24 protein-coding genes and 3 pseudogenes are annotated in these 21,848 nt (G+C 58.5%); 12 read left to right on the plus strand and 15 right to left on the minus strand.

Annotated elements, in window-relative coordinates; translation table 11 throughout:
* Positions 1-22: 22 nt before the first annotated feature.
* The 3 genes and pseudogenes from B9G49_RS00915 to B9G49_RS00925 form a co-directional block, all read right to left on the minus strand.
* Positions 23-358: a hypothetical protein gene (locus B9G49_RS00915; protein WP_086215041.1), complete on the minus strand. Its 336-nt coding sequence runs from the start codon at positions 356-358 to the stop codon at positions 23-25.
* Positions 358-648 (minus strand): hypothetical protein, encoded by a 291-nt coding sequence (locus B9G49_RS00920; RefSeq protein ID WP_086215042.1) that lies wholly within the window; start codon positions 646-648, stop codon positions 358-360. Before B9G49_RS00920 ends, B9G49_RS00915 begins: the two co-directional genes overlap by 1 nt.
* A gap of 219 nt (positions 649-867) precedes the next feature.
* A pseudogene (locus B9G49_RS00925) lies at positions 868-1,077 on the minus strand (hypothetical protein); the annotation flags it as partial.
* 128 nt (positions 1,078-1,205) lie between these two features.
* On the opposite strand from B9G49_RS00925, the gene B9G49_RS00930 reads away from it, so the two are divergent.
* From B9G49_RS00930 to B9G49_RS00945, 4 genes are all read left to right on the plus strand, one after another.
* Positions 1,206-2,174, plus strand: a complete 969-nt coding sequence (locus B9G49_RS00930) for a transcription initiation factor IIB family protein (RefSeq protein ID WP_086215043.1) — start codon at positions 1,206-1,208, stop codon at positions 2,172-2,174.
* A complete protein-coding gene (locus tag B9G49_RS00935) occupies positions 2,158-2,391 on the plus strand; it encodes a winged helix DNA-binding protein (protein WP_143414655.1) in 234 nt (77 codons plus the stop codon). Before B9G49_RS00930 ends, B9G49_RS00935 begins: the two co-directional genes overlap by 17 nt.
* Before the next feature lie 84 nt (positions 2,392-2,475).
* Positions 2,476-2,856 carry a helix-turn-helix domain-containing protein gene (locus B9G49_RS00940; RefSeq protein WP_086215045.1) on the plus strand — a complete coding sequence of 127 codons (381 nt, stop codon included), beginning with the start codon at positions 2,476-2,478 and terminating at the stop codon, positions 2,854-2,856.
* Positions 2,853-3,134 carry a hypothetical protein gene (locus tag B9G49_RS00945; RefSeq protein WP_086215046.1) on the plus strand — a complete coding sequence of 94 codons (282 nt, stop codon included), beginning with the start codon at positions 2,853-2,855 and terminating at the stop codon, positions 3,132-3,134. Before B9G49_RS00940 ends, B9G49_RS00945 begins: the two co-directional genes overlap by 4 nt.
* Before the next feature lie 476 nt (positions 3,135-3,610).
* On the opposite strand, the gene B9G49_RS00955 is transcribed toward B9G49_RS00945, so the two are convergent.
* From B9G49_RS00955 to B9G49_RS00970, 4 genes are all read right to left on the minus strand, one after another.
* On the minus strand, positions 3,611-4,309 hold the full coding sequence (locus B9G49_RS00955) for an SOS response-associated peptidase (protein ID WP_086215048.1): 699 nt from the start codon (positions 4,307-4,309) through the stop codon (positions 3,611-3,613).
* A gap of 40 nt (positions 4,310-4,349) precedes the next feature.
* Entirely contained in the window at positions 4,350-4,958 is a 609-nt protein-coding gene (locus tag B9G49_RS00960) for a DNA-binding transcriptional regulator (RefSeq protein ID WP_086215049.1), read from the minus strand.
* An 80-nt stretch (positions 4,959-5,038) separates the two neighbouring features.
* On the minus strand, positions 5,039-5,548 hold the full coding sequence (locus B9G49_RS00965) for a DNA-binding protein (protein ID WP_233125137.1): 510 nt from the start codon (positions 5,546-5,548) through the stop codon (positions 5,039-5,041).
* Positions 5,541-6,236, minus strand: coding sequence for a nucleotidyltransferase domain-containing protein (locus B9G49_RS00970; RefSeq protein ID WP_198943783.1), 696 nt, complete (start codon positions 6,234-6,236; stop codon positions 5,541-5,543). Before B9G49_RS00970 ends, B9G49_RS00965 begins: the two co-directional genes overlap by 8 nt.
* A gap of 92 nt (positions 6,237-6,328) precedes the next feature.
* Between B9G49_RS00970 and B9G49_RS00975 the strand changes: the two genes are divergently transcribed.
* Positions 6,329-6,769 carry a dual specificity protein phosphatase gene (locus B9G49_RS00975; RefSeq protein WP_086215051.1) on the plus strand — a complete coding sequence of 147 codons (441 nt, stop codon included), beginning with the start codon at positions 6,329-6,331 and terminating at the stop codon, positions 6,767-6,769.
* 89 nt (positions 6,770-6,858) lie between these two features.
* On the opposite strand, the gene B9G49_RS00980 is transcribed toward B9G49_RS00975, so the two are convergent.
* Entirely contained in the window at positions 6,859-7,671 is an 813-nt protein-coding gene (locus tag B9G49_RS00980; RefSeq protein WP_233125138.1) for a DUF4268 domain-containing protein, read from the minus strand.
* Between the two features lie 143 nt (positions 7,672-7,814).
* Between B9G49_RS00980 and B9G49_RS16440 the strand changes: the two genes are divergently transcribed.
* The 3 genes and pseudogenes from B9G49_RS16440 to B9G49_RS00990 form a co-directional block, all read left to right on the plus strand.
* Complete coding sequence (locus tag B9G49_RS16440) at positions 7,815-9,728, plus strand: pentapeptide repeat-containing protein (protein WP_158093587.1); 1,914 nt, start codon at positions 7,815-7,817, stop codon at positions 9,726-9,728.
* A gap of 5 nt (positions 9,729-9,733) precedes the next feature.
* Positions 9,734-10,441: a hypothetical protein gene (locus B9G49_RS16035; RefSeq protein ID WP_143414656.1), complete on the plus strand. Its 708-nt coding sequence runs from the start codon at positions 9,734-9,736 to the stop codon at positions 10,439-10,441.
* 128 nt (positions 10,442-10,569) lie between these two features.
* Positions 10,570-11,301, plus strand: a pseudogene (locus B9G49_RS00990) (MBL fold metallo-hydrolase); the annotation flags it as partial.
* Positions 11,302-11,594: 293 nt separating this feature from the next.
* On the opposite strand, the gene B9G49_RS00995 reads toward B9G49_RS00990, so the two are convergent.
* Complete coding sequence (locus tag B9G49_RS00995) at positions 11,595-11,891, minus strand: hypothetical protein (protein ID WP_086215054.1); 297 nt, start codon at positions 11,889-11,891, stop codon at positions 11,595-11,597.
* 220 nt (positions 11,892-12,111) lie between these two features.
* On the opposite strand from B9G49_RS00995, the gene B9G49_RS01000 reads away from it, so the two are divergent.
* On the plus strand, positions 12,112-12,717 hold the full coding sequence (locus tag B9G49_RS01000; protein WP_086215055.1) for a hypothetical protein: 606 nt from the start codon (positions 12,112-12,114) through the stop codon (positions 12,715-12,717).
* A gap of 670 nt (positions 12,718-13,387) precedes the next feature.
* Positions 13,388-14,158 (plus strand): hypothetical protein, encoded by a 771-nt coding sequence (locus B9G49_RS01010; protein ID WP_086215056.1) that lies wholly within the window; start codon positions 13,388-13,390, stop codon positions 14,156-14,158.
* A gap of 21 nt (positions 14,159-14,179) precedes the next feature.
* Here B9G49_RS01010 and B9G49_RS01015 read toward each other — a convergent pair whose 3' ends face one another.
* Both B9G49_RS01015 and B9G49_RS01020 read right to left on the minus strand, forming a co-directional pair.
* The gene (locus B9G49_RS01015; protein WP_086215057.1) at positions 14,180-14,479 is read right to left on the minus strand and encodes a hypothetical protein; all 300 of its coding nucleotides are present in this window, start codon (positions 14,477-14,479) and stop codon (positions 14,180-14,182) included.
* On the minus strand, positions 14,479-14,787 hold the full coding sequence (locus tag B9G49_RS01020; RefSeq protein WP_086215058.1) for a hypothetical protein: 309 nt from the start codon (positions 14,785-14,787) through the stop codon (positions 14,479-14,481). The genes B9G49_RS01015 and B9G49_RS01020 overlap by 1 nt, the downstream gene beginning before the upstream one ends.
* A gap of 181 nt (positions 14,788-14,968) precedes the next feature.
* On the opposite strand from B9G49_RS01020, the gene B9G49_RS01025 reads away from it, so the two are divergent.
* On the plus strand, positions 14,969-16,204 hold the full coding sequence (locus tag B9G49_RS01025) for a hypothetical protein (RefSeq protein WP_086215059.1): 1,236 nt from the start codon (positions 14,969-14,971) through the stop codon (positions 16,202-16,204).
* Positions 16,205-16,387: 183 nt separating this feature from the next.
* Here B9G49_RS01025 and B9G49_RS01030 read toward each other — a convergent pair whose 3' ends face one another.
* The 4 genes and pseudogenes from B9G49_RS01030 to B9G49_RS01045 all read right to left on the minus strand — a co-directional run.
* Complete coding sequence (locus B9G49_RS01030) at positions 16,388-17,413, minus strand: restriction endonuclease (RefSeq protein ID WP_158093588.1); 1,026 nt, start codon at positions 17,411-17,413, stop codon at positions 16,388-16,390.
* Between the two features lie 97 nt (positions 17,414-17,510).
* On the minus strand, positions 17,511-17,849 hold the full coding sequence (locus B9G49_RS01035) for a hypothetical protein (protein ID WP_086215061.1): 339 nt from the start codon (positions 17,847-17,849) through the stop codon (positions 17,511-17,513).
* Positions 17,850-18,089: 240 nt separating this feature from the next.
* Positions 18,090-19,481, minus strand: coding sequence for an ATP-binding protein (locus tag B9G49_RS01040; protein ID WP_086215062.1), 1,392 nt, complete (start codon positions 19,479-19,481; stop codon positions 18,090-18,092).
* A 153-nt stretch (positions 19,482-19,634) separates the two neighbouring features.
* A pseudogene (locus B9G49_RS01045) lies at positions 19,635-19,817 on the minus strand (hypothetical protein); the annotation flags it as partial.
* Positions 19,818-20,538: 721 nt separating this feature from the next.
* Between B9G49_RS01045 and B9G49_RS01050 the strand changes: the two are divergent.
* Positions 20,539-21,810, plus strand: a complete 1,272-nt coding sequence (locus tag B9G49_RS01050; protein ID WP_086215064.1) for an orc1/cdc6 family replication initiation protein — start codon at positions 20,539-20,541, stop codon at positions 21,808-21,810.
* Positions 21,811-21,848: the final 38 nt, after the last annotated feature.

Genomic DNA, 21,848 nt, shown 5'->3' on the forward strand with positions numbered 1-21,848 from the left:
CAAGCGAGGGATTGGGGCGGGGTCACTTTGCCGGCGTCGCGACCAGATGCTCCTTGAGGTCGCGCGTCCAGTACGTCGCGAGTCCGCCCGGACTACAACGGGCGCACAGCTGCAACGGGCCTTCCAGATGCCCCAGTTCGACCCGGAATCGCGTGAGCGCCGCGAGCGTGTCGACGACCAGCCCACAGCCGTCACAGGCGACGTGATCGCGCGCCTCGGGATCCGGCTCCGTCTGAATCGCGCAGTCGACACAGATCGGGTGGGTGACCCGCTCGTCCTGTCCCCAGGTGTGGGCCTCGCCAGTCTCGGTACCGGGCGGGGCATCACAGAACGCACAGCCAACGAGGGTCTGCTGCATCACTCGCCCTCCGCGTCGGCGTCACGGCCGGCCGTCCAGCCGCGATGGAAGACGGCCAGCTGCGTCGATGAGTCGAACGTGGTGCCGCTCGGCTCGTGAACCAGAACTTGGTCTTCAGGAACCGGAGTGATGACGTCCGCGTCGACGAGGTCGTTGACCAGGCGTTGGGCCGTCGTGTCGTCGACATCCGCCGTGTCGACGCTGGTGGCGTCGCGGTCCTGGGCGAGCAGTTCTTTCTCGAACTGTTCGTAGTCGCGACTCGTGTCGTCGTGCGGATCGGGACCAACCATATTGGGTCACGCAGCACTCATGGTCGCGCGCTGCACGGCTCCCGGCGCCGATAAACAAGCCCGTGACGTACGGATTCAGTATCTCCTCGGATCGCTCGGCCGCCAGGATTCACTCACTCGAGGAGTCGGGCGGTGGGTGGGGGCGAGGAAGTGGATCTAGCCGCAGCGTTAACCAACACTGTGTCGGTATCGGTCGGGGATGTTGGTTAAGTCTAGTCGCTACGGCGTCTGGAGCTCTCGAACTAGCTTCACGACGAAGGTGTCTGGCTCGCTGGCTGCTTCTTCACCTGACCGCTCCGCCGACGTCGAGGACGACTGCGTGAGCTGGGTGATGCGCTCGTCGCGAACAGTTCGTCGAGGGACGGTGGTCTCGTGCCGGCCCAGTCGGTCGTCGACGTGCCGCGTCTGGAACTGCTCACCGACGCCGTCGACGACTCTAGATAATCGACGGATGAAGCGGATTCCCGATATGTGGGAATCCGCCACGAACTCATAGATGTGACACGGCCTACCTTGGTGAAAGGGCGCAACTGACACTACAGCGCCCCACCGCATCAATGACCCCACCACTCACCGTCACGGCTGACGAGCAGGAGCGCGACCGCGAGCACACCGCGGCCCCGAGTGAGGAAGCCACTGACTGCCCGGAGTGCAACGGCCGGATCACCACGCAAGAGGACCGCGGTGAACGCCTCTGTGAAGACTGCGGACTCGTCCTCAAGGAAGAATCGATCGACTACGGCCCCGACTGGCGATCGTTTTCCGACGATGAGACCGACCGGCGTCGCATCGGCGCACCCGTGACGGAACTGCTTCACGACAAGGGGTTGAGCACGACCATCGGGTGGCGGGACAAGGACGCCTACGGGAATACGCTCTCCTCGAAGAAGCGCGAGCGTATCCACCGACTCCGGACGTGGGACGAACGGTTCCGCACGAAATCCTCACAGGAACGCAACCTCAAGCAGGCGCTGGGCGAGATCGAGCGGATGTCCTCGGCGCTCGGACTCGCCGATCCACCCCGTGAGACGGCGGCGGTGCTCTACCGCCGCGCCGTCGAGGAGGGTCTCCTCCCCGGCCGGTCGATTGAGTCGATGGCGACGGCCAGCCTCTACGCGGCGGCCCGACAGCACGACACGCCGCGGGCGCTTGCGACGTTCGACTCGGTCAGCCGGGTTGAGAAACTCGAGATCCAGCGGGCCTACCGATATCTCTCGCAGGAGTTGGGACTGTCTATCGAGCCGGCCGACCCGGTTCACTACCTCCGGCAGTACGTCTCGAACGCCGACGTGAGCAGCGAGGTCGAACGGATCGCGCGGGACCTCCTCGAAACCGGGAAGGAACAGGGCGTCCACAGTGGGAAGAGCCCGCCCGGACTGGCGGGCGCAGCCATCTATGCCGCGGCACAATTAGCCAATGAACAGCTCACACAGGCGACCGTCAGCCAGGCGGCCGGCGTGAGCGAGGTCACGATCCGCAATCGCTACCAAGAGCTACTGGAGGTGTACGGTGAGCACCGTGCGTGACGAGTCCCACCACGAACTCGAAGCGGCGATCCTCCGGGCTATCGATGACCGCCCGCCGGTCCACCTGATCGACCTCGCCGACGCCGTCGACGAGGATCCGATCGCGGTCGAGCGCGCCTGCACACAACTCGACGAAGACGGGTATCTCCGTCCGGCCCCACAGGGTCTCTACACGCTGACCGATGCAGGCCGACGACGACTCGCGGACCGGCGCTGAGAACTGCTGGCCAGTCGGACCGCCCCTTCGCTGCGGGCATGGACGCTGAGAACGCGGCAATCAACCCGACGACGACGTGACTTGATGACGGACAGGAATCCAGCACGCGACGACGCCGGCCCTGCGGTACAGGACGTGCTCAGGGCGCTGGACGACGAGGCGTGCCGGACGATACTGGCCGAACTCTCCGAACCAATGACAGCAAACGATCTGAGTGACAGTTGCGACATCCCCAAATCGACCCTGTACCGGAAGCTGGACCTGTTGAGTCAGGCGGCGCTCGTCCACGAGCGGAGTCAGATCGGTGCTGACGGCGGCCGGCGAACACGCTACGAGCGGGACATCTCCGCGGTCACGATCTCGATTGAAGACGACGACACGTTCGCAGTGTCGATGGACTGGGAGTCACGGAGTGCCGACGAACGACTGGCCGATCTCTGGTCGGACATGGGTGACGAGCTATGAGCATGATGGTCGACACGGCGATTATCGTGCTGAAGACGATCATCCTGCTGCTGGGCAGTGGTGTGACCCTGATCGCGCTCCGAGCCTTCCGCCGGACCGGTGAGCCGGCGCTCCGAGCGCTCGCGGTCGGGTTCGGAACCATTACGCTCGGGGCGTTTCTCGCCGGCGTCGCTCACCAGTTCGTCGGGCTTTCGCTCAAGCAGGGGATCGTGATCAATAGCTTGCTCGTCGCGATGGGGCTGGCGGTGATCCTCTACTCACTATATATTCAGCGGTAGGAAGGAGACGCGACGGCCGGGACGATACCCTCCTGTTACGAAGCAAGACCTCTGTTGCACCTCCAATCGGTGATAGATCTGGCGTAGGTCGGTAAGTAGAGACGAGCCGCCGATCAGTCTGCGTAGAAGAGAACTCTATTGCAGTCCGGACAGACGTGTGCGTCAATAGTAGTCGCACTCTTGAATCCAAGCGTCCCAAGGACGCCCTGATCGTTCGGTATTCGGAGCATGTCCCCACGACTATTCACGTCATAATCAACGCGCTCAAGTTCCACATCACAGTCGGGGCAAGTCCGAGGCATACAGTTAATTAACGAATTCGATTAGAAAGAATATTCGATACAGTAGTACGCATAGAGAGGATTACATTATTGGTTCGCAACCCCACTTGCCGGCTGTTCCATCGAGCATTTGTCTGACTAAAAGGGTACCAATAGAGCCATTATTCCCAACACGTTGGGGCCGAAAACCCGGCCTCAACTCCCGAAGTCGTCGAGGCCGGACTGCTCGCCGATATCGACCTCCTCGAGCAACGCTGGCGAGTCGTTCGCTGGATTGTTCACGCGCTTCGAGACCGGATAGGCTCGCAGGTCCTCATCCGGGTAGGGGTCACACACCGCCTGCAGCTCGCCGACGCCGGCACCGGTGAGCCACGTCGCCTCCTGGTCTGGCTCGAGCATGACCGGCATCCGGTCGTGGATCTCGCCCACGACGTCGTTCGCCTCGGTCGTGAGAATCGTACAGGTTACCCGCGGGTCGCCCTCAGGCGGCTTCCAGGTCTCCCAGAGGCCAGCGTAGGCGTAGGGCGCCCGATCGACGCGTTCGATGCGGTAGGGCTGTTTGCTGCCACGCTGGCCAGCCCACTCGTAGAAGCCATCGGCGAGAATCAGGCACCGCCGCTGCTGGAACGCCTCCTCGAACATCTGTTTCTCGGCGACCGTCTCACTCCGGGCGTTGATCGGCGTCGGGACGTCACTGGGGTCATCGGCCCACTCGGGAATGAATCTCCACTCGAGTAGGTCGGTCTCTTCGGGAGCGTCGTTCTGTATCGCCACCAAATCGTCACCGGGGGCGATGTTGTACCGCTGGGGGATGTCGACGCCATCGCCAGGCACGGCGCCGAAGCGATTCGAGATCCGGCCCACGTCGACGGCGAGCGATGTCCGACCGCACATGAGTAGTGGTTCTCGGCAGGCGGCTTAATCGTGCCCCCAGCTACCCATATATCCAGAACCGCCACTCCTCCTCGAGGAGACCATACAACCACTCGTCCCACTCGTGGCTGAATCGGTTTGGCGCATCGCTCAACTGCTCGCGGACGATTGCCTGATTCTCCTCGATAAATCGTCGCAATGCTCGTCGTTCGTCGCCCTCGAGGTAGTACACCGTCGTGACCCGGTCGCCATCACGCTGGCCCGCCCCCTCGACGCTGGTGAGATCGAGGCGCTCGACGAACATCCGCTCATTGGTGCTGAATACGGAGACTCCGCGGCCACCGTCGAGTTCGTCGCTAATCCGTGGTTGCTCCCGAAGTGTCTGCAGCCACTGTGATCCGAAGAGCCGCCGTTCGTCCATGTGGGTTTCTGGGGTGTCTTCGAATCGGTCCTCGGCGTCGAGGACCTCCTGCAGGGAGAGGCCTGCAGGAATCGCGTCGACGATCGCCTTTCGATTGGCCTCGCTGGGTGGTTGATCCCCACGTTCCCAGTTCCCAACTGTGGCTGCTGCAACGCCGATGAGATCAGCAAACTCCTCCCGGCTCTCGTGGCGAGTTTCGCGAATCAGTCGGATGCCGGCCGATGGGAGTTCAGGGGTTGATTCAGGCATTTTGGATATTGATGTCGGCAGGAGAACAAAGATCTACTGGGACAGAATATAGTTGCCTGCTCCGGCTTCAGATTCCCGAGTCAGCCACACAGACAGACGCCGCCTTCCCGGATTTGACTTACTGCGAACTGATGAACAGCGCTGGCGAGGTCCGTCATTGCTTCCGCCTGCTCTTGGGTTGGACGCCCGCCCCCGTAATAACTCTCTGTCCGGTTCTCGCTGTAGAGATCCTTCATCGCCTCTGCAGTCCCCTGCTCTAACAGCCCGATCTGGTGGGCACGCTCGTAGCTGAACTGGTGGTCCTGAAAGTCCTGAAGCGTATCGTTCGTCATCGCGAGCGCGTACGCCTCGATCGACCGTTCAATCGCACCGAAACAGACCTCGATGACTGCCGTGTAGTACCCATCCTGTGACTGAAGCGTGTCAACGACCTCGAGGAGGCGGCACGCTTTCGTCAGCTGTGTTTTCCAGTCTTCGTCGGCACTAATTCCGTTCTCGAACGCTGTCCGACCGCGTCCGACCATCTCGAAGGCATCCTGTGCGCGGTCGAGTGCTGTGAGCACAGCAGCCGGGTCCGAGCCGTTACTCATCGGCGACCCCTTCCTCCAAGAGGAGGTTCTCGACGGTTTCGAAGTCACTCGTCTTGTAGACCGGAATCCCTGAAACGACGATCTCTCGGATGTCTTCGGTGTACGTCGGGATCGCCTGGACGGCTTCGACGTCGATATCGTAGGCGTATCGGTCACCACCGAACTCCGTGTCTTCGAGGTCACGGGCAATAGTGTTCGCTTCTCGTTGGCTTTCCGCCCGCCCGGACCGGGTTAGCACCCAGAGATCGATATCGCTCCGTCGGTCAGCCTCGCCCCGAGCGACACTCCCATAGAGGATGATGCCCACGATGTCGGTGATGTTCTCACGGAGGTCCGTGACGGCAGCTTTGACGGGTTGGTGATACTCTGGTTGGGGGATCCGGAGGATCGGATCGTCTGGAATCGACAGACGCTGTCTGTTGATCTGGACGAGTCGCTGGTTGCTTTCGGGCGATTCGACGACCAGGTCGTTCGCGCTGAGAACGCCCACTGCCCGTCGGACGGACTGGTGTGAGTGACCGATCTGTGTCGCGAGCTCTCGCAGTGAGAAGTCACTGAATCGGTGGTTTGTTAAAAAGAGAAGGACGTCACTCGTCGCCTTATGTTTGAACAACGTCGGATCTGAAGGGGGTATTGAAAGCGAAATAGCTGCCCCAGACGAATTCGCACTATCCGTCTCACGGTTCATATGCCGTATCACGGACCACTACTATAAAAACATTATACGTAGATCGGAATCACCCTAAGTATTTTATCACAGTCAGCTGTTCGTACTGCGTGATGGACGAGGTTGCCACCAACCTGTATGTGGGAACACTCGCGGAGGCAGGTGACAGGGCACTGCTCCAGGAGGCCGGCGTTGACAGAGTTATTTCCTTGACCCATGATGCTCCTGAGACGGAGTATCCTGTTTCGACGTATGCGATGATGGACGGCCCTCGAAATGAACAGGAAGCGTTTCGAGAGGCTGTTGCGGACGTGATCGGGGCTCTTGAACGGGCTGAGGCTGTCTTGGTGCACTGTAGTCGTGGTGCGTCTCGAAGCCCATCGGTTGCTGCGACTGCTGTTGCACTCCACGAAGAGCGCAGTATCGAGGAAGCGTTCGAACGAATCGAGAACCAGCGAGCGGAATTTGACCCCCATCCCGCGTTGGTGCGACAAGCAGTGAGAGTGTATCAATCGCCTGAACAGCCAGCCGACGGCAGCCGTCGCCACAAGTAGGGTAGTCCCACGGAGGCATACCGTTGGAGTGCTCGTCGTTGGTGATCGAACGCCACCAGCGTCGAGAAGTCCAGTTGGTAGGCCCCCTATCAGTCCAACTGCCGCAGCCGCTCCGGAAACACGTCGTGAAATCGTTCACCCTGTTCGAGCATCCAGTCGAAGTACTCGTCCCACCGCTCTCTGTCTTCGATGTCAGCATCGCGTTTCACGCCGAGTTCGCTTCGCATCTTCCCAGTACGAGTCTCCCGGAGTTCGCCCCAGTACAAATCGGCACCAAGTGCGGTCTCGAGTTCCTCGGCGTGATCGCGGAGTTCTTCGAATCCGTCAGCGTCGTCTTCGAAGATGAGCTCAAGCCCGAGTTCTGACTCCGCTTCATCGACGTAGAAGGGTATGTGGTATCCGCCGACGCCGGTTGGATTCGAATAGTAGTGGTTCGGATATGGTTTCCGCGAACTCAGCGGCGTTGTGGTATCTTCGATACGGTCACGGAACGCCGTCCAGAACTCCTCTCGTAGTTTATCCCGCTCTGAAAGGTCGCCTCGTGATCGTTGGGCCTTCTCTTTCCACTCGCTTGGTTGCTCGACTGCATTGAACCGGACTGCAGGTGGAGAGTTCTCGATTTGCCATACCTCGAGACGGATCGCAAATAGGTCGATCCCTTCGCGAGTGTTCTCGTTCAACCACTGTAATGCGTCGCAGTGCTCGTCGTTGAACTCTGGTGTGAGCCAGACAATGATGTCGGCGTCGACGCGCGCAGCGTATGCAATGGCCTTTCCGAGGTGATCGTGGTCTGAATCCTGGAGTTGATTCTCGATGACGATTGTCCGACCATCATCAACTACTCGGGCATAGATGTCAACATTGTACTTCCCGACGCTCTTTTCGCGTTCGATGACCTCCACGTTGAGACCGAGCACGTCTTCGAGATCAGAGGCTCCTTCAGCCCCGATCTGATTGGTTATTGAATGCGCGCGATATCCCAGCGACCCGAAACAGGGAAAGGACTAACAGGTCAGGTGTAACATTCCCAATAACCAGAACGGATATGTTCGATAATTCTGACACGGAAGGTGATCAGGAGAAACACCCAGATAGGCTTGAAGAAGAGGCCCTCTCTATCTTGGAGGTGGCACATGGCACCGGTGAAATTGCTCTGGGGACGAATGAAGTGACAACGTCTGTAGAACAGGGAACTCCTGAGTTGGTATATATTGCTGAAGATATTCATCCCATTGAAATTGTTCAACATATCCCAGAACTTTGTGACGAAAAGGAGATACCATATCTCTTTGTTTCGGACCAGCAGTCAATAGGGAATGCAGGAGGGATGCAGATCGGTAGTTCATCTGCAGCTATTATTGACCCAGGGCAAGCATCGGAACAGATCCACGAATTGATCGCTGAATATGACTTGGAATCACCGAGGCAGTTGGGCCCCAATACATCTTCAAAAGAAAAACGAACGTCAGAGACGTCTAATGAGAAATTCCGACATAGTGGATCTACTGATGATTTAATTGATAAACTTCAGGAGGTGAAAGAAGAACACGATGATTCAGCTGTCGACGAGAGCAATGATCGTGATACAGGTGAGAAACCGGGCACAGTTCCCGCGGAAGTAATTGAAATCCAACAACGATTTCCGGAAGAAGAGGCAGGTGGTCAGGCCCGGTGCCAGCTAGTAGATGGACCAATGGAGGGTTTCGTCATCTCCACAACTGTTGATGGAGACACAAAGGAGGGCGATCTCATTCAAATAGTAGACCAGGAGGAGTACACACTTGCGGATGATTGGTCTGGAATCACGGCGGAGGGGGTTGATCTATCTACTTTAGATTTGAATGGCGTAAATTTCACTGGAGCTGTTCTATCCAATGCGAACTTCCTCAGTAGTAATCTATCCCGCGCGACATTCGTTGATGCAGACCTATCTAACTCGGATTTTACTGATGCTGACCTTTCTGGTGCCAAAATGGCCAATGCAAATCTATCTAACTCGGACGTATCCAATGCTGATCTTTCCGATGCCAAAATGGCCAATGCAGACCTAACTGAATCGGATTTATCTGGTGCTGACCTCTCCGGTGCCAAGATGCCTAATACTGACCTCGATATTTCGGAGCTGACAAATACTATTCTCTACGGTACTGATCTCTCAGAAGCAAGCTTGACTGCGGCAAATCTATCGAGAGCGGATCTCCAAGGTTCCAATCTTCAAGGGGCGGATCTCTGGAGAGCGGATTTAAACCATGCAAACCTCTCTAATACGTATTTGACCGGCGCGACGCTGAAATTCGCTAACCTATCAGAAGCGAAGCTTAACGAGACGGTACTTCGGGATGTGGAATTGTCACATTCGGATTTGGCTTTGGCTGAATTTTCCGAAGTCGATTTTGTCGATCTCAGTAAATCGCTTATGCGTAGTGACCACGTTCTTACAAAAGGGGATGGAGCGGACTTAGCTGAACTTGTTCTAGCGCAAAACACTGAGTCTACCAGCGAACTAGTGGGGCCACTGATTGACGTCCTATCGGATGTTACTGTTCCATCAATTCAGATTTCTGCACTCCGGTCGTTGAAAATGGCTGCAACAGAATCCGAACTCCCCAACTCGAAAATGGACTCCGTCTTATTTGAATTGTTACGCCAGGGGAAAGACCCAGTCCGTGAAGTGGTTGCGACTGAAATGTCTTCCATCGTAATCGAGAATCCGAACGGATACCCAGAGACGATTACTGCATTACGTGAAGCCCTGGAGGATAACCAATCGAAGGTGCAAGTCGCGGCTGCAAAGTCCTTAGCAATTATTTCATATGAGGGAGACACAGCTATTTCTGATTTATCTAGCCTAAAACAAGCACTACAAGAATTAGCGACTCAACCCGGGATCCCACAGGAGAGAATCGAAGAAGCCGTCGGAGTCGTTGATACTGCTGAAAATAGGGAGGCTACGGGATAGTAACTATGCTCTTTGAGAAACTCAAAGATATGATGTTCTCTGGTGAACAGAAGAGTACTCCTGACTTTGAAATCGAGTCGATTGACGAAGATGAAACGGGAGAGACTCTAAACGATCTTCGTTCATCCATCTCGAGGAAGAAAAACGCGGAGGTTGAGTATATCTTTGAGGAAATGCCGCATGAGACCCGTATTGAATTCGTGTATCACCGGGCTATCTCCAGAACTAGTTGGAGAGAATTCTATTTGTATGTCGATCAAAACCAGAAGCAGAAATGGGGGTTGGATTCCAGGTATATCAAAATCGGACGTGGCGGGACTAGACAGTGTGTGAACCACGATTCAATTGCTGAACAGCGAGTTCTGCAACGTGACTGGGGAGTATCCGAAAGTACGGCGCAGAGTCAATCAGAAAGTAAAACTGGCAGCGTTACTGGTGATGCGCAAGTTCTGAGAGGGAATATCGAAGGTAGCGAGACAGACACTGAAGAACAACGGTCGACACAAACTGATAGTGTTTCAGGCAAACGAACTATCTGGGAATGTGCAACCTTGGATAAGGATTGCCGAGTGAACCGACGAGCGTTCATTAAGGCGGGTGAGTACTATATGGGAGGAGGACCACTTCGCGAAACAGAATTGGAACGGGAATTCGAACGGATCGTTGACGAAGCGTCTGAAGACGACAACGAAAAAGAGCCAGAAAAGCACTAGGTAGGTGCTTTCAGATTATCCGCCGTCGTAAGAGCTTGCGATCAGGATATCGACGTATCGACGGAATTACGCGTCAACTATGCTGTCGCAGCAAATCACACCGCGATGGGTGCCGTACCTATGTTCGTATGTCCACGCCGACTGGCGCCAGCGTGCAGTTGATTCGCCATGCGACGCTCCTCGTAGACGTCGGTGACACGACGTTCCTCGTTGATCCGATGTTCTCGGCTCCCGGTGATAATCCACCCATCCCGAATACGCCGAATGATCGTCGAAATCCACTCGTCGTGATGCCTGATGTCGAGGTGGCCTACGACGCCGTCGTCGTCACGCATCGTCACACCGATCACTTCGACGAGGCGGCGAAGACTGAACTCGACGCCGATGTGCCGTTGGTCTGCCAGCCCGAAGAGGCCGAGACATTCCTCGAGGAGGGCTTTACTGATGTGCGCCCGGTTGATGAGGAGGCGTCGTTCGCTGAAGTCACTATTCACCGGACCCCGGGACGCCACGGCCACGATGAGTTCGCCGAGGAGATGGGACCGGTTTCTGGGTTCGTGTTCGAGGCCGACCAGACAGTGTACGTCGCGGGTGATACGATCTGGTACGAGCCGGTTGCGGAAGCGCTCGAGCGGTTCGACCCAGAGGTAGTCGTCCTCAATGGTGGTGAAGCTCGCTTCGAGCAAGGGGCGCCCATCACGATGGGTATCGACGACATCTCGGCGGCCCGTCAGGCGACTGATGCCACGGTCGTCGTCGTCCATATGGAAGCGATCAACCACTGTTTGCTTTCTCGTGAGGAGGTCCGGTCGGCGGTAGCGGACGTTCACGTCCCCGAGGACGGAGCGGAGATCGGCCTGTACGTCGAGGAGAAGCGGAAGATGTCCGACCGCCCAGTCCGGACGAGTCAGGACGAGTTCGCGACAGCAGGTCTCCCGCCGGGCGACGGCGAGGAGCCGATCGTCGCCGGCGCCGTCGACGCCGAACCGGATCGCGATCCTCACGAGGTGCTTAGCGTCGCCCAGGACGCTCGCGAGGAGTCGATCCGCGGCGCCTATCGCGAGCTGGTCAAGGCCGCCCACGGCGACCAGGGCGACGATCGCGACCTCGACGTCCAGGAGCTACAGGAAGCCCGGGACGCGATGCTGGAGGACTAGTCGTCGCTGGCCAGTGTGTATGTATTTCTCCCACCCGAGCGGCCTTCTTCGACGACACTCTGCTCTTTGAGGGTATCGAGGAAGTTTACCCACGCACCTCCCCCCACGCCACTCTGTTCATCAGTTACGCGGAGTTCGTCGAGGGTGCTGGCTTTGTCCTCGTCCAACGCCGAGAGGAATGTGTAGAAGTCCCGGAGTAGCGGAACTGTGTACTCGTTCTCGTCGCGGACGACGTCGTGGGCGAGTTGTTTGATGTCCTCATCGGCCGGCAGATCGACTCTAGTGTCAGCCATGCGATCCCAGTTCTGCGAGTTGACACCATGAACGTCCCGATTCATGCCATAGACTAACATACCAAGAGGCATTGGTTCGACTCCCCATTACTCGTCGATCCACACGCCCTCGTCGGGGCGCTCCCACACTGCACACTCGCCGGTGTCGGCGTCGAGTCCGTGATGGAAAACTGTAGGAATCGACCTTTACCTTCATGTTCTCGGGAAAGAAGTGTATTCCATGGGACTATTCGAGAAAGTACTGAACGCACTTGGGGGCGACGGCAGAGAGGAGACCAAGAGCAACAGCGAACCGGCACATGGTGAGAACTCCATCGAGTCCAGCATGCTTCTCGATCCGGAATTGTTGGAGGACACGGTTAACAGCGAGTGCCGAACCACGATCATCGCGGAGCACTACGACGACGTCGACGACGATCAGGCAGCAGCCATCACTGCGGTGCTGAAAGAGTACATTGAGACGTACAATCTGCAGAAACACGAGGCGAAAAAGGAGATACGGGAGCGAACCGAGCTTGGATACGACCGAGTTGAAGAGATATTCTGGACAGAACGGGCCTCGATCCAGATCTGCGATAGCGTCCGGAGTTATGCAGACAGTGATACGGTCCCGACTGTGACTTGGCTCGGCGGTCGCGAGCCCCCATGCTCACCGATCTGCGAGGAGGTCTACGAGATCACAGAAGAGGAACCGCTCTCCCTAGACGAACTCCAATCGCTACTGCGTGAAAAGGCGAGGGAGTACGAAGATGGTACCCCAGAACGAATGGACCACTGGTCACCGCACCCAAAGTGTGCAGCAGCCCTCCAACCAGTAATTGGATAACTGCACCTGCACAGGCCTACATAAAGCCTCTCGTAGTCTACACAATATCCTCGTCGTCTCCGGGGGTGTCCCGAGCCGGTGATCAAAGGGGCGTTTCGAGAACTCGCGAAGGAGGGCCACGGTGACCAGAGCGCCGACGAGCGCTACGACGTGGCGGAGGTAAAGCAGGCGTGGGACGAGTTGCTCGGCTAGCTGTTCGGGAACTTCCTTTGGAAAGTGGCGTAGGTTGTGTATGCCAGTGACCAATTTATGCTGGGGTGAAGCAGATGCGAGACAAACGGGGATAGCAACCTCCCTATACTAGGTTCGGTATCGAATTGAGAAGGGGTGGATTATCTGTCGACGAGCTTCCCCCACAACAGTAACGCCAGGATAGCACCAGCCGCAGGCACCAATACCCAGACGATAGTGAGGGCTTCTGGAATCCATCCAAAGATGAACGCAGCCGCCACTAGCGCAGCCAAGAGGGTGAACACGTCGATGCTCCGGTCCAAATGACTGAGCATGTTTGGGCGACTTGAGCTCATTATAGAGGCCTCTTCGGTCTGATATTCGGCGTTCCGTTGTAATAGTGTACCGAAATACGACAATTCATATGGGGGTGAATAGTGAATGTCTCTAAGTTCTCACGGGGACAACATTTTTGTGAATGCACAGAATCACCACTACTGTGATCTCTGAAGGGACCAAAAAATTCGATTTATATGATTTCTTTAGTGTCTTTCTCCCCGGTTCGCTTTTTATACTTGGGTTGGTGCCATTCCTCCCCCAATCAATTGTTTTCAACACCGCCTTTCTCGTTCCACTCCTGATTGGGGGATTTATTGTTGGTCGGGGGCTCCACGCTGTTGCGATCGAGCTCGAAGACAAGTACTCAGAAACCCCGACACATAGAGAACAGTTCGTAGAGGAAGTATTGGACCCGTCATTTCTTACTGAGGATACAATTGAGCAGTTCCGAACTGACTGTGCCAAAGAGTTTGATGCCATCGCAGACCCATCGGAGTTAGAGAATGAGTCCCCCGACAAGCAAACTATTGAAGACGTCTACGTACTCGTCAGATCGTACGTTCATATGGACGCCCGGGGGAGATCACGAACCTTCCAAGCGATATATTCGTTTTTCAGGAGCACTTGGATTGCTTCTCTGGTTCTCGCCAGCTTGTACTATGGCTATGCTGTGCTAAAATCGCTACACCTGTTCACACCGTACCAGATATACACGTCTGTTGTAGGGGAGGTTCAGATTCCTGTAATGGGAATCGCGCTCGGCAGTGCCGCAATGGTAGGAATCGCTCACAGAGTTTTTGGAGAAGGGAGAAAAGGCTATCAAAAATTCTTCGTCCAATATCTAATCGCCGATTTTCTCGTCCTTCAGCACGTCGACCGGCCGGACGCGATAGTTACAGCTGAGAACCTTCAGGAGCTCGATAACGACTGATTATCGAATGGGGGAATCAAGTCATGATAACCTTGCCGTTCGCAGCCACTCGATCCAACACTCCTGTCCGCAGAACACCAGCTTGTACATGATCCGGCCGATCGGCGCACGGACCCAGAGGCAGGCGTAGGCGTGGGGCTCGAGGAGTTCGACGGCGTCGCCGCAGTGCTGACACGCCTGGAGGTGGGCGTACTTCTCGGAGCGGCGATCGTCGATCCGCGCCAGATCGGCATCGACAATCTGGCGCTTGTGTCGTGGTGGCGCCGTCTCGAGGCCATAGGGCTTGGTGATGATGTACTCCTCCGCGTCGGTACTCCCCATCAGCAGAGCCCCTCGCTGATCCGCTGGCAGACCGGTTCGGCCCACGCCGAGAGTGCACCGGAGTTGATCTGGTGGCCCTCCTTGTAGGCGCGGACGATCGCAACCTCGCTGTCGTCGAACTCGAAGTCGAACGACCACCGTCCGTCGGCGCCGGCGGCGAGGATCGCCATCAGGGTGCGGCCAGTACTGCTGATCTCGACGTGGACGTGCATCGGCGTGTCGCCGTCGACGACGTCGGCGTTGAGGTGTGCGGTTGGATCGATGCGGAACGTCTCGGCGTCGGGCGGTTGCTGGCGTGTCGTCGCCATGTTCGTACCCTTACCGTGGGTCGATATTGAGTGCCAGCCGGGGCGTTCCGGACTGTTCCGGCCGGCCAACAATCGGCAGCCGTGAAGGGTGTAGTACGGTTCCGGATCCGAATCCCATGCTGTCTGGATACTGCCGCCGAGTGCCCACTCATTTTTGTACGGGGAGGAACAGGTTCGGGTCATGGATCGCCGGACGCTACTCGTCGTACTGGGCGTGGGCCTTGCAGGCTGTACGGGCGGCGAGAGCGACTCCTCACCGACATCGACGCCGACGGATGCGGAGACGCCAGCGGACACGGTTACATCGACGGACACGTCCGCCGAGGCCGACACCCCAACCGGCACGGAGCGGCCGGCTCTACCGGCAATCAGAGACAGCAGTGTTACGACCGCACGAGAGTTCGAGGGTAACGCCATCCCAAAGGGTGCGCCGCTCACCGTCGACGTGACCTACGACCTCTGGGCCTACGACGGTACTGCGCACGGCGAGGTCGATATCGATGTCGAACCTCCGGGCGCTTCCCAGGTCGACATCGACGAGGAGGTCGAACTGAGTGGCGACGGGCTCCTCACTGGTGAGTATCAGACGACGATTGACACGCCCGGGACCGCAGGCATGTTCTCCGTGATGATCACGATGAGCGACCTGATCGGCGAGCGGACGACCGACCCGACGGAACACCTCATCAAGGTCGCAGAGTACACTCGGACAGAGTATGGGTCCGTACAGGAGACGATCAGCGACCTCGAGTCACGGATCAAGGAGATTGTGAACAAGTTCGAAGATGTGCCCGGGCAGTCCATTCTCAACATCGCTCCTGGCGATTCCTTCGACTTCACGCCAGTCCAGGGCCCTGCTGACGATATCTACCACGACGCCAACGATGCCCTGGACAAAGGCGTCGACCCCTTTGAGCAGGAACTCCGCCGACTGCGGAATATAGGCCAGGTGATCGCCCGGACGGCGGTCGCACAACGAGCGATCATGCGGGGTCAAGACGCGCTCGTAGCGTTCGATATGGAGTCACTGGAGACAGAATTGGCTGACGCGACGCAGCAGATCGACGACCTCGACGATGCCTACCAGCCCGACCGGGACTATCCGACCCCAGTCGGGGAAAAGATCGACAAGCTTCGTAACGAACGCTCGAAACTCGCCGACCTCACAGGTGTCGCAGAGGATCTCCAGTTCGGCGCCGAACGCCTAGCTGATGCGCAAAGCTCGCTCGAAGCTGAGCTCTACAACCAAGCGAGTACTCTTGCTCTCGAGGCAGCACGGGTGTTCAGAGACGTCCTCGATGAGCTCGAAGATGTATCGTTGCTTCCCGAGACGGTCGACGAGTTCTCCTCGATCGCAGAGGACGGGCGAGACGAGGCCGAAGATATCCGCGAACAGGCGGTCGAAGAACTTAGGTAGCTACTCGGCCAGCCACACGCCCTCGTCGAGCCGCTCGCCAACAGCGCCCCGCCGGCGTCAACGAGCAGGACAGCACGGGCGAGGACCATCCGCCCGATCCGATCCGCGAGGCTCGCGAGGTCGGGAGCAGCAGCGGGGGTCGACGCGAGACGCCGTTGGCTGGGACGACCGCGTCGACGACGCCTAACTCTCCGCATGCCGCGAGAAGTATCGGTAGCGATTGACCAGGTAGACGGGTAGGGTGGCGAACACGATGAGTAGCCCGCCGAGGTACAGCAGCATCGACGGCTGCCACCTCGTCTGGGGGACGACGTAGCGCATGTCGAAAATCATCGCGAGCGCGGTCGCGAGGAGAAGAGCGAGAAACAGCTCCGCACTGACTGAAAGGACGACGAAAGCGAGGGCGCCGGTCGCGGCCGCCACCCAGTTCCAGTGTTTGAACCCGAGAAACGCCGATGATGACTCGGCGACCGATCCCCCAACCACACGCCCGTCAGCGGTCTGTTCTTGCTCATCGCTGGTGGCCGTCTCTACCGGCTCGGGGCTCTCGGTGGGCGTTGACTCCGGTTCCGGCTCCGGCTCTGGCTCGACGGCGACCTCCTCAGTGACGGTTTGCGTGATGTCCAGGTAGTCGTCGACGATGTCGTACGCCTCGAGGTCCTCGACCAGATTCACGAGATCGTCACCGTCGACGAGCTTGACGTTCAGGTCCGACGCCCGCGACTCGGCGCTGTTGGTGAACGAGCTGGTGGTGACGATGACGACCGAGTCGGCGTCATCGACCTGCTGTTTCAGCGAGGAGTACTGCTGGATGTCCGGGCCGCCGACGGTCGTCGAGTCGCTGTAGCGCTTCGCCTGGATCACCTTCTTCTGGTGGTACGGTGTGTACTTCTCGGCGATGACGTCGAGACCGGCGTCGACCGAGGCCTGCGAGACGGTCGTGTCCCAGCCCATCTCGCCCCACAGGTCGGCGACGAGATGCTCGAACTCGTACTCGTCCATCGACTGTAGGTGCGCCTTGAGCGCCTGTGGGCCCAGCGAGGATGCGCTAACGGACACCTCCTTGGTGACTATTCGAGTGTCGGGCTGTGGAGTAGCGTCATCCCCGCCATCGTTGCCGTGCTCCGACGGCGACGAATGGGCGGCTTCAGGCTCAGAAAGCTTGTGACCGCACTCTCGACAGTAGGTGCTGCTGGCGTTCACCTCCATTCCGCAGCTCGGGCAGGTCGGCATACTCACCCCCTTCTGTTCGGGGGGACTTAGTGCCACCTGCCCTGGTCATTCTCGCCCCGCTGCTGGTGTCCGGCTACTCTTCCACCCATACGCCTTCGTCCAAGCGCTTGCGAACAGCGCGCTCACCGCCAGGAACGTCGTACCCTCGGCCGCGGTAATGATCCATCGCGACCAGCGGGTTCAGCGCGTTGGCTTCCTGGTGCGCAGCGACGAGGGTCTGCCCCCCGCCGGCAGCGAACAGCATGACGTGGACCTGCTGATCAACGAGCAGGCCATCGCGCCATGCCCACGAGCCGCGTTCAACGAGGCCGGCGTAGGGCATGGGTAGCCGCTTCAACGCCGCCAGCGGCATTCGGCGGGCGTCGCTCTCCCACAGGATCTGCTCGACCTCCTCGGGCGGCGTGTCGATCACGCCGACGACCTCGTCGAGGCTGAGCGTGTTTCAGACGAACCCTCGTGGGGCTGGCCGACAGGTCGTCGACGCCGCGTTGGCGGCGCCGTTGCGAGAGGCAACGCCGAGTTAACCAACAATATTTCAACTGTACCCGCCATTTGTTGGTTAATTCTTCTCGGAGGTGACATCCTCCCCACCGTGAACGGCGGGGCTTTCTCCTCGCACTTCCGAATGCACAGGAACCGACGCCGTCACGGCCTAGCTGCTGAGTGCCTCGACGACGTCGTCGACTGAGAACAAACGAAGATCATCTCGTTCGGCAGCCGCTTCTGTAACCGAGGATTTGAACCCATTTCTCGCAAACAGCGCGTATTCCTCGGATCGATCGCCGCCCCCCTGCGGTGACCAGCGGAGTTCGTCGACGTGCTGCTCGAGGCGAGCGAGTGCATCGTACCCCACCGCTGACTCCTGGAATTTGCATTCTCCGGCGATCAGCGTGTCGCCGGTCGTCAGCCCGACTACGTCCACCTCGTGTTCCCCGTACCACCACTGACCGGTCTCGGTAATCGTATGATTGGGGTAGAGTGGCCGAAGCGCATCACTACACAGCTCTTCGAACGACCGACTCACGAAATCTGCCAGTTCCGGCTGGATGAGTGCCTCGAAGGCGTCGTCGCCGAGCGCGTCGTATCGCTCACCAGTCCCGTAGACGAAGCGGAACCAGAACCGGAAGAATGAATCACGGATACGATACCGGCTTCGCTTGCTACGCTCTTGCTGCTCAGTGATCGGGACATCTTTGTCGACGAGTCGAAGCCGGGAAAGACGGTTGAGGTATTTCGAGAGTTGGTTGTAGTCGACCCCGGTTGCCCCAGCAATCTCGTTGCGACTGGTATTTCCCCCAGCAATCGCTTCGAGAATCGAGAAGTATCGCGTCGGTTCGGTGAGTTCCATCCGAAGCACGTAGTCCGGTTCGTCGTGGAGCGTTCCATGTCGGGAGAGAATCGTCCGCTGAACGTTCTCCGCCAGCGTTGCCTCTGGGTTCACCTCCTCGAGGTAGTACGGCACACCACCGAAGACGCCCCACGTCAGGATCTGTTCTTCTGCAGTGTCGGCGTCGTCGAAAAACTCCATCGCAGCATCGAACGGGAGCTGCCGGATGTCGAGTTTCAGGGACGACCGGCCATAGAGTGGGCTATTTCCGAGAAGCGCTGCCTCCTCCATCATACTGATCGACGACCCGACGAGGACGAACGTCGCTGCCGAGTTGTCGAGTTCGTGGTCGAACATCGCCTGCAGTATCGACGGGAGACTTTCGTCCTGGTCGACAAGGTAGGGGAACTCGTCGAGAACGACGGTCGCATCCTGCTCGGCGAGGTACTCGAGGACAGCCTCCCAGTCCTCACGGATGCGCGTGAGTCCCGGGTACGACTCGGCAGCAACGTCGATGAACTGCTGAAGTTGGAGAGCACTGGTTTTCTGCCTGGCTTGATAGATTACAGCATCGTCGTACCCGTCGAGTGATTCCTTGACGAGTGCCGTCTTTCCGAGTCGGCGCCGACCGAAGATCACCGCGAGTTCGGCCTCGTCCGAATCGTAGAGCTCGTGGAGACGCGAGAGCTCCGCCGATCGGTTTACAAACTCCGTCATGCGTCGTCCATCGGTGCCGAGAGTATAGTACCTTTGGTAATCGTACTTTGAAGTATGATACTCTAGAGTATGTTCTTCACAGCCCCAATTCGCCAGTATCGGGATGATCACGACCCTCCACCCGCACGTTACCCCGATGGGTCACCTCGTGCGCCGACTCGTGAACAGCTCCTGGAACGTCTCGCTATCGGCGGTGTCCTCGATGTACTCGCGGATGGCCTTAACGAGGAGATCAGTCCGGTCCGTGTCGAAGAGCTCCGCAATCGCGTCCAAGCGGTCGACGAGATACTCCGGTGACTGGAAGTGGACCCGTCGCGGGTCATCGCTTGCGCTCATCCTGTGTGCACGTTCTGGACATAGGCGGAAAACTGGTTCCCTGAATGTGCACAGCTTGCACATCGGCGATGGATAGGCTAGCGACCGCCCTCCGGGAGGTCGAGACAGACAAGTAAGTTAACCAATTCCGCCAGCGTACACGATGAATAGTTGGTTAAGAGACAGCTGGGAGACTCACCAGGATGCTAGCTGAGGGTTCGGCAGCTCAGAGACCCCACCATGTCCGCCGTTCCGCTGACATGTTCGGTCGAGAACAGCGGACACGGTGGTGTCGGCCAGGTTGGACGGAGAATTTGCGGGAGTAGTACCACGTCGAGAGACGCTCTCGAGGTACTGGATGATGGCAATAGCTCGTCAAGGAAGAGGTCGGAACACCCTCCCCCCACTTTGTCCGTTGTTCTGGGGAAACGGTGTGGGGGGAGGGAAAGAAACCCAGTTTCGCGGGGATGGTTGATCTTTGTTTCACGGACGGTTCGTCCGTTTCAACAATGATCGTGAGGCTACGGACCAATTCAACTCCATGCCATCTTAACCTTTCCTAAAGATAGGTGAGAGTTAGAGGGGTGGGGAGGGGACCCCACCCCTTCGTTACCGAAGAACAGCGGACAAGGTGGGGTGGGTGTGTTCGCCATTTCTTTAAGTGTAGTCGGAACGGCGGAAACGGCGGACACTGCGGACACGGTGGTTTTATGTGGCACGCCATGTCCGTATCGACACAGCGATGGGCATGTTCGAGCGGGACAACGAGATCTACCGCGACCGGGACGCGCTCCGGGAAGACTACCAGCCCGAGCAATTGGTTGGTCGCGACGAGGAGCTCGACACGTACCGGGCGGCCCTCCAACCCGTGATCAACGGCGAGCAGCCGAACAATATCTTCCTCTACGGGAAGACCGGCGTCGGCAAGACCGCAGCGACGCGGTACTTGCTCGAACACCTGAAGGAAGACACCGCCCAGTACGACGACATCGAACTCACGTTGGTCTCGCTCAACTGTGACGGGCTCACGAGCAGCTATCAGGTCGCAACGCGGCTGGTCAACGAGTTCCGGAGCGACACCGAGCAGATCTCGACGACGGGCTATCCGCGTGCGAGCGTCTACGAAATGCTCTGGGACGAACTCGACGCCTGTGGGGGCACCGTGATCGTCGTCCTCGACGAAGTCGACCACGTCGAGGACGACTCCATCCTCTACCAGCTCCCGCGGGCACGGGCCAATGGGAACCTCTCGACCGCCAAGATCGGCATCATCGGCATTTCCAACGACTTCTCCTTCCGGGAGGAGCTCTCCCCGAAGGTCCGGTCGTCGCTGTGTGAACAGGAGATTCACTTCCCGGCCTACGATGCCGAGGACCTCCAGAAGATCCTGCAACAGCGCGTCGATATCGCGTTCCACGACGGCGTGCTCAACTCCGGCGTGATCCCGCTCTGTGCGGCCTACGGCGCCAAGGACGCCGGCGACGCCCGCCAGTCGATCGATCTGCTGATGAAAGCCGGGGACCTCGCCCGTGACGACGACACCCAGCACGTGACCGAGGAACACGTCGAACGCGGTCGCCGTGCGCTCGAACGCGGCCGGATCAAGGAGGGGATCAGCGGCCTCACCCAACACGGACATCTCGTCCTCTACGCGCTGCTCACATTCGACCTCGAAGGAGAGGTGCCCGTCCGATCTCGGGACATCCGTCCGCGGTACACCCGCTTCACGGAGATGGCGGGGCGGGATCCCCTCGTCCCCAGGCGAATGCGAGACCACCTCTCGGAGCTCGCGATGCTGGGGATCATCTCTGTCACTGAGCGCAACGAAGGCCGCCGTGGCGGCACGTACCGCGAGTACGCCGTCGACATGGACCTCAACCTCCTGCTCGACGCGATGGCCGAGACCGTCGACGACGTCGGCGTCCACACGTCCGTCCAGGAGTTCCTCGACGGCGACGAGGCCGAGGAGCCGGTCGTCGACGCCAGCCTCTCGGAGTTCCGTGCCGAGGACTGACCCCCGTTATCGACCGATAGCGTCGCTCACACTCTGGA

It is taken from the genome of Halorubrum sp. SD683 (assembly GCF_002135045.1).
GTDB lineage: Archaea > Halobacteriota > Halobacteria > Halobacteriales > Haloferacaceae > Halorubrum > Halorubrum ezzemoulense.

Coding starts and splice junctions, on each gene's coding strand:
- B9G49_RS00915 (WP_086215041.1), bottom strand. CDS start 358: ATGCAGCAGACCCTCGTTGGCTGTGCGTTCTGTGATGCCCCGCCCGGT.
- B9G49_RS00920 (WP_086215042.1), bottom strand. CDS start 648: ATGGTTGGTCCCGATCCGCACGACGACACGAGTCGCGACTACGAACAG.
- B9G49_RS00930 (WP_086215043.1), top strand. CDS start 1,206: ATGACCCCACCACTCACCGTCACGGCTGACGAGCAGGAGCGCGACCGC.
- B9G49_RS00940 (WP_086215045.1), top strand. CDS start 2,476: ATGACGGACAGGAATCCAGCACGCGACGACGCCGGCCCTGCGGTACAG.
- B9G49_RS00945 (WP_086215046.1), top strand. CDS start 2,853: ATGAGCATGATGGTCGACACGGCGATTATCGTGCTGAAGACGATCATC.
- B9G49_RS00955 (WP_086215048.1), bottom strand. CDS start 4,309: ATGTGCGGTCGGACATCGCTCGCCGTCGACGTGGGCCGGATCTCGAAT.
- B9G49_RS00960 (WP_086215049.1), bottom strand. CDS start 4,958: ATGCCTGAATCAACCCCTGAACTCCCATCGGCCGGCATCCGACTGATT.
- B9G49_RS00965 (WP_233125137.1), bottom strand. CDS start 5,548: ATGAGTAACGGCTCGGACCCGGCTGCTGTGCTCACAGCACTCGACCGC.
- B9G49_RS00970 (WP_198943783.1), bottom strand. CDS start 6,236: ATGAACCGTGAGACGGATAGTGCGAATTCGTCTGGGGCAGCTATTTCG.
- B9G49_RS00975 (WP_086215051.1), top strand. CDS start 6,329: ATGGACGAGGTTGCCACCAACCTGTATGTGGGAACACTCGCGGAGGCA.
- B9G49_RS16440 (WP_158093587.1), top strand. CDS start 7,815: ATGTTCGATAATTCTGACACGGAAGGTGATCAGGAGAAACACCCAGAT.
- B9G49_RS16035 (WP_143414656.1), top strand. CDS start 9,734: ATGCTCTTTGAGAAACTCAAAGATATGATGTTCTCTGGTGAACAGAAG.
- B9G49_RS00995 (WP_086215054.1), bottom strand. CDS start 11,891: ATGGCTGACACTAGAGTCGATCTGCCGGCCGATGAGGACATCAAACAA.
- B9G49_RS01000 (WP_086215055.1), top strand. CDS start 12,112: ATGGGACTATTCGAGAAAGTACTGAACGCACTTGGGGGCGACGGCAGA.
- B9G49_RS01015 (WP_086215057.1), bottom strand. CDS start 14,479: ATGGGGAGTACCGACGCGGAGGAGTACATCATCACCAAGCCCTATGGC.
- B9G49_RS01020 (WP_086215058.1), bottom strand. CDS start 14,787: ATGGCGACGACACGCCAGCAACCGCCCGACGCCGAGACGTTCCGCATC.
- B9G49_RS01025 (WP_086215059.1), top strand. CDS start 14,969: ATGGATCGCCGGACGCTACTCGTCGTACTGGGCGTGGGCCTTGCAGGC.
- B9G49_RS01030 (WP_158093588.1), bottom strand. CDS start 17,413: ATGGAGGTGAACGCCAGCAGCACCTACTGTCGAGAGTGCGGTCACAAG.
- B9G49_RS01040 (WP_086215062.1), bottom strand. CDS start 19,481: ATGACGGAGTTTGTAAACCGATCGGCGGAGCTCTCGCGTCTCCACGAG.
- B9G49_RS01050 (WP_086215064.1), top strand. CDS start 20,539: ATGGGCATGTTCGAGCGGGACAACGAGATCTACCGCGACCGGGACGCG.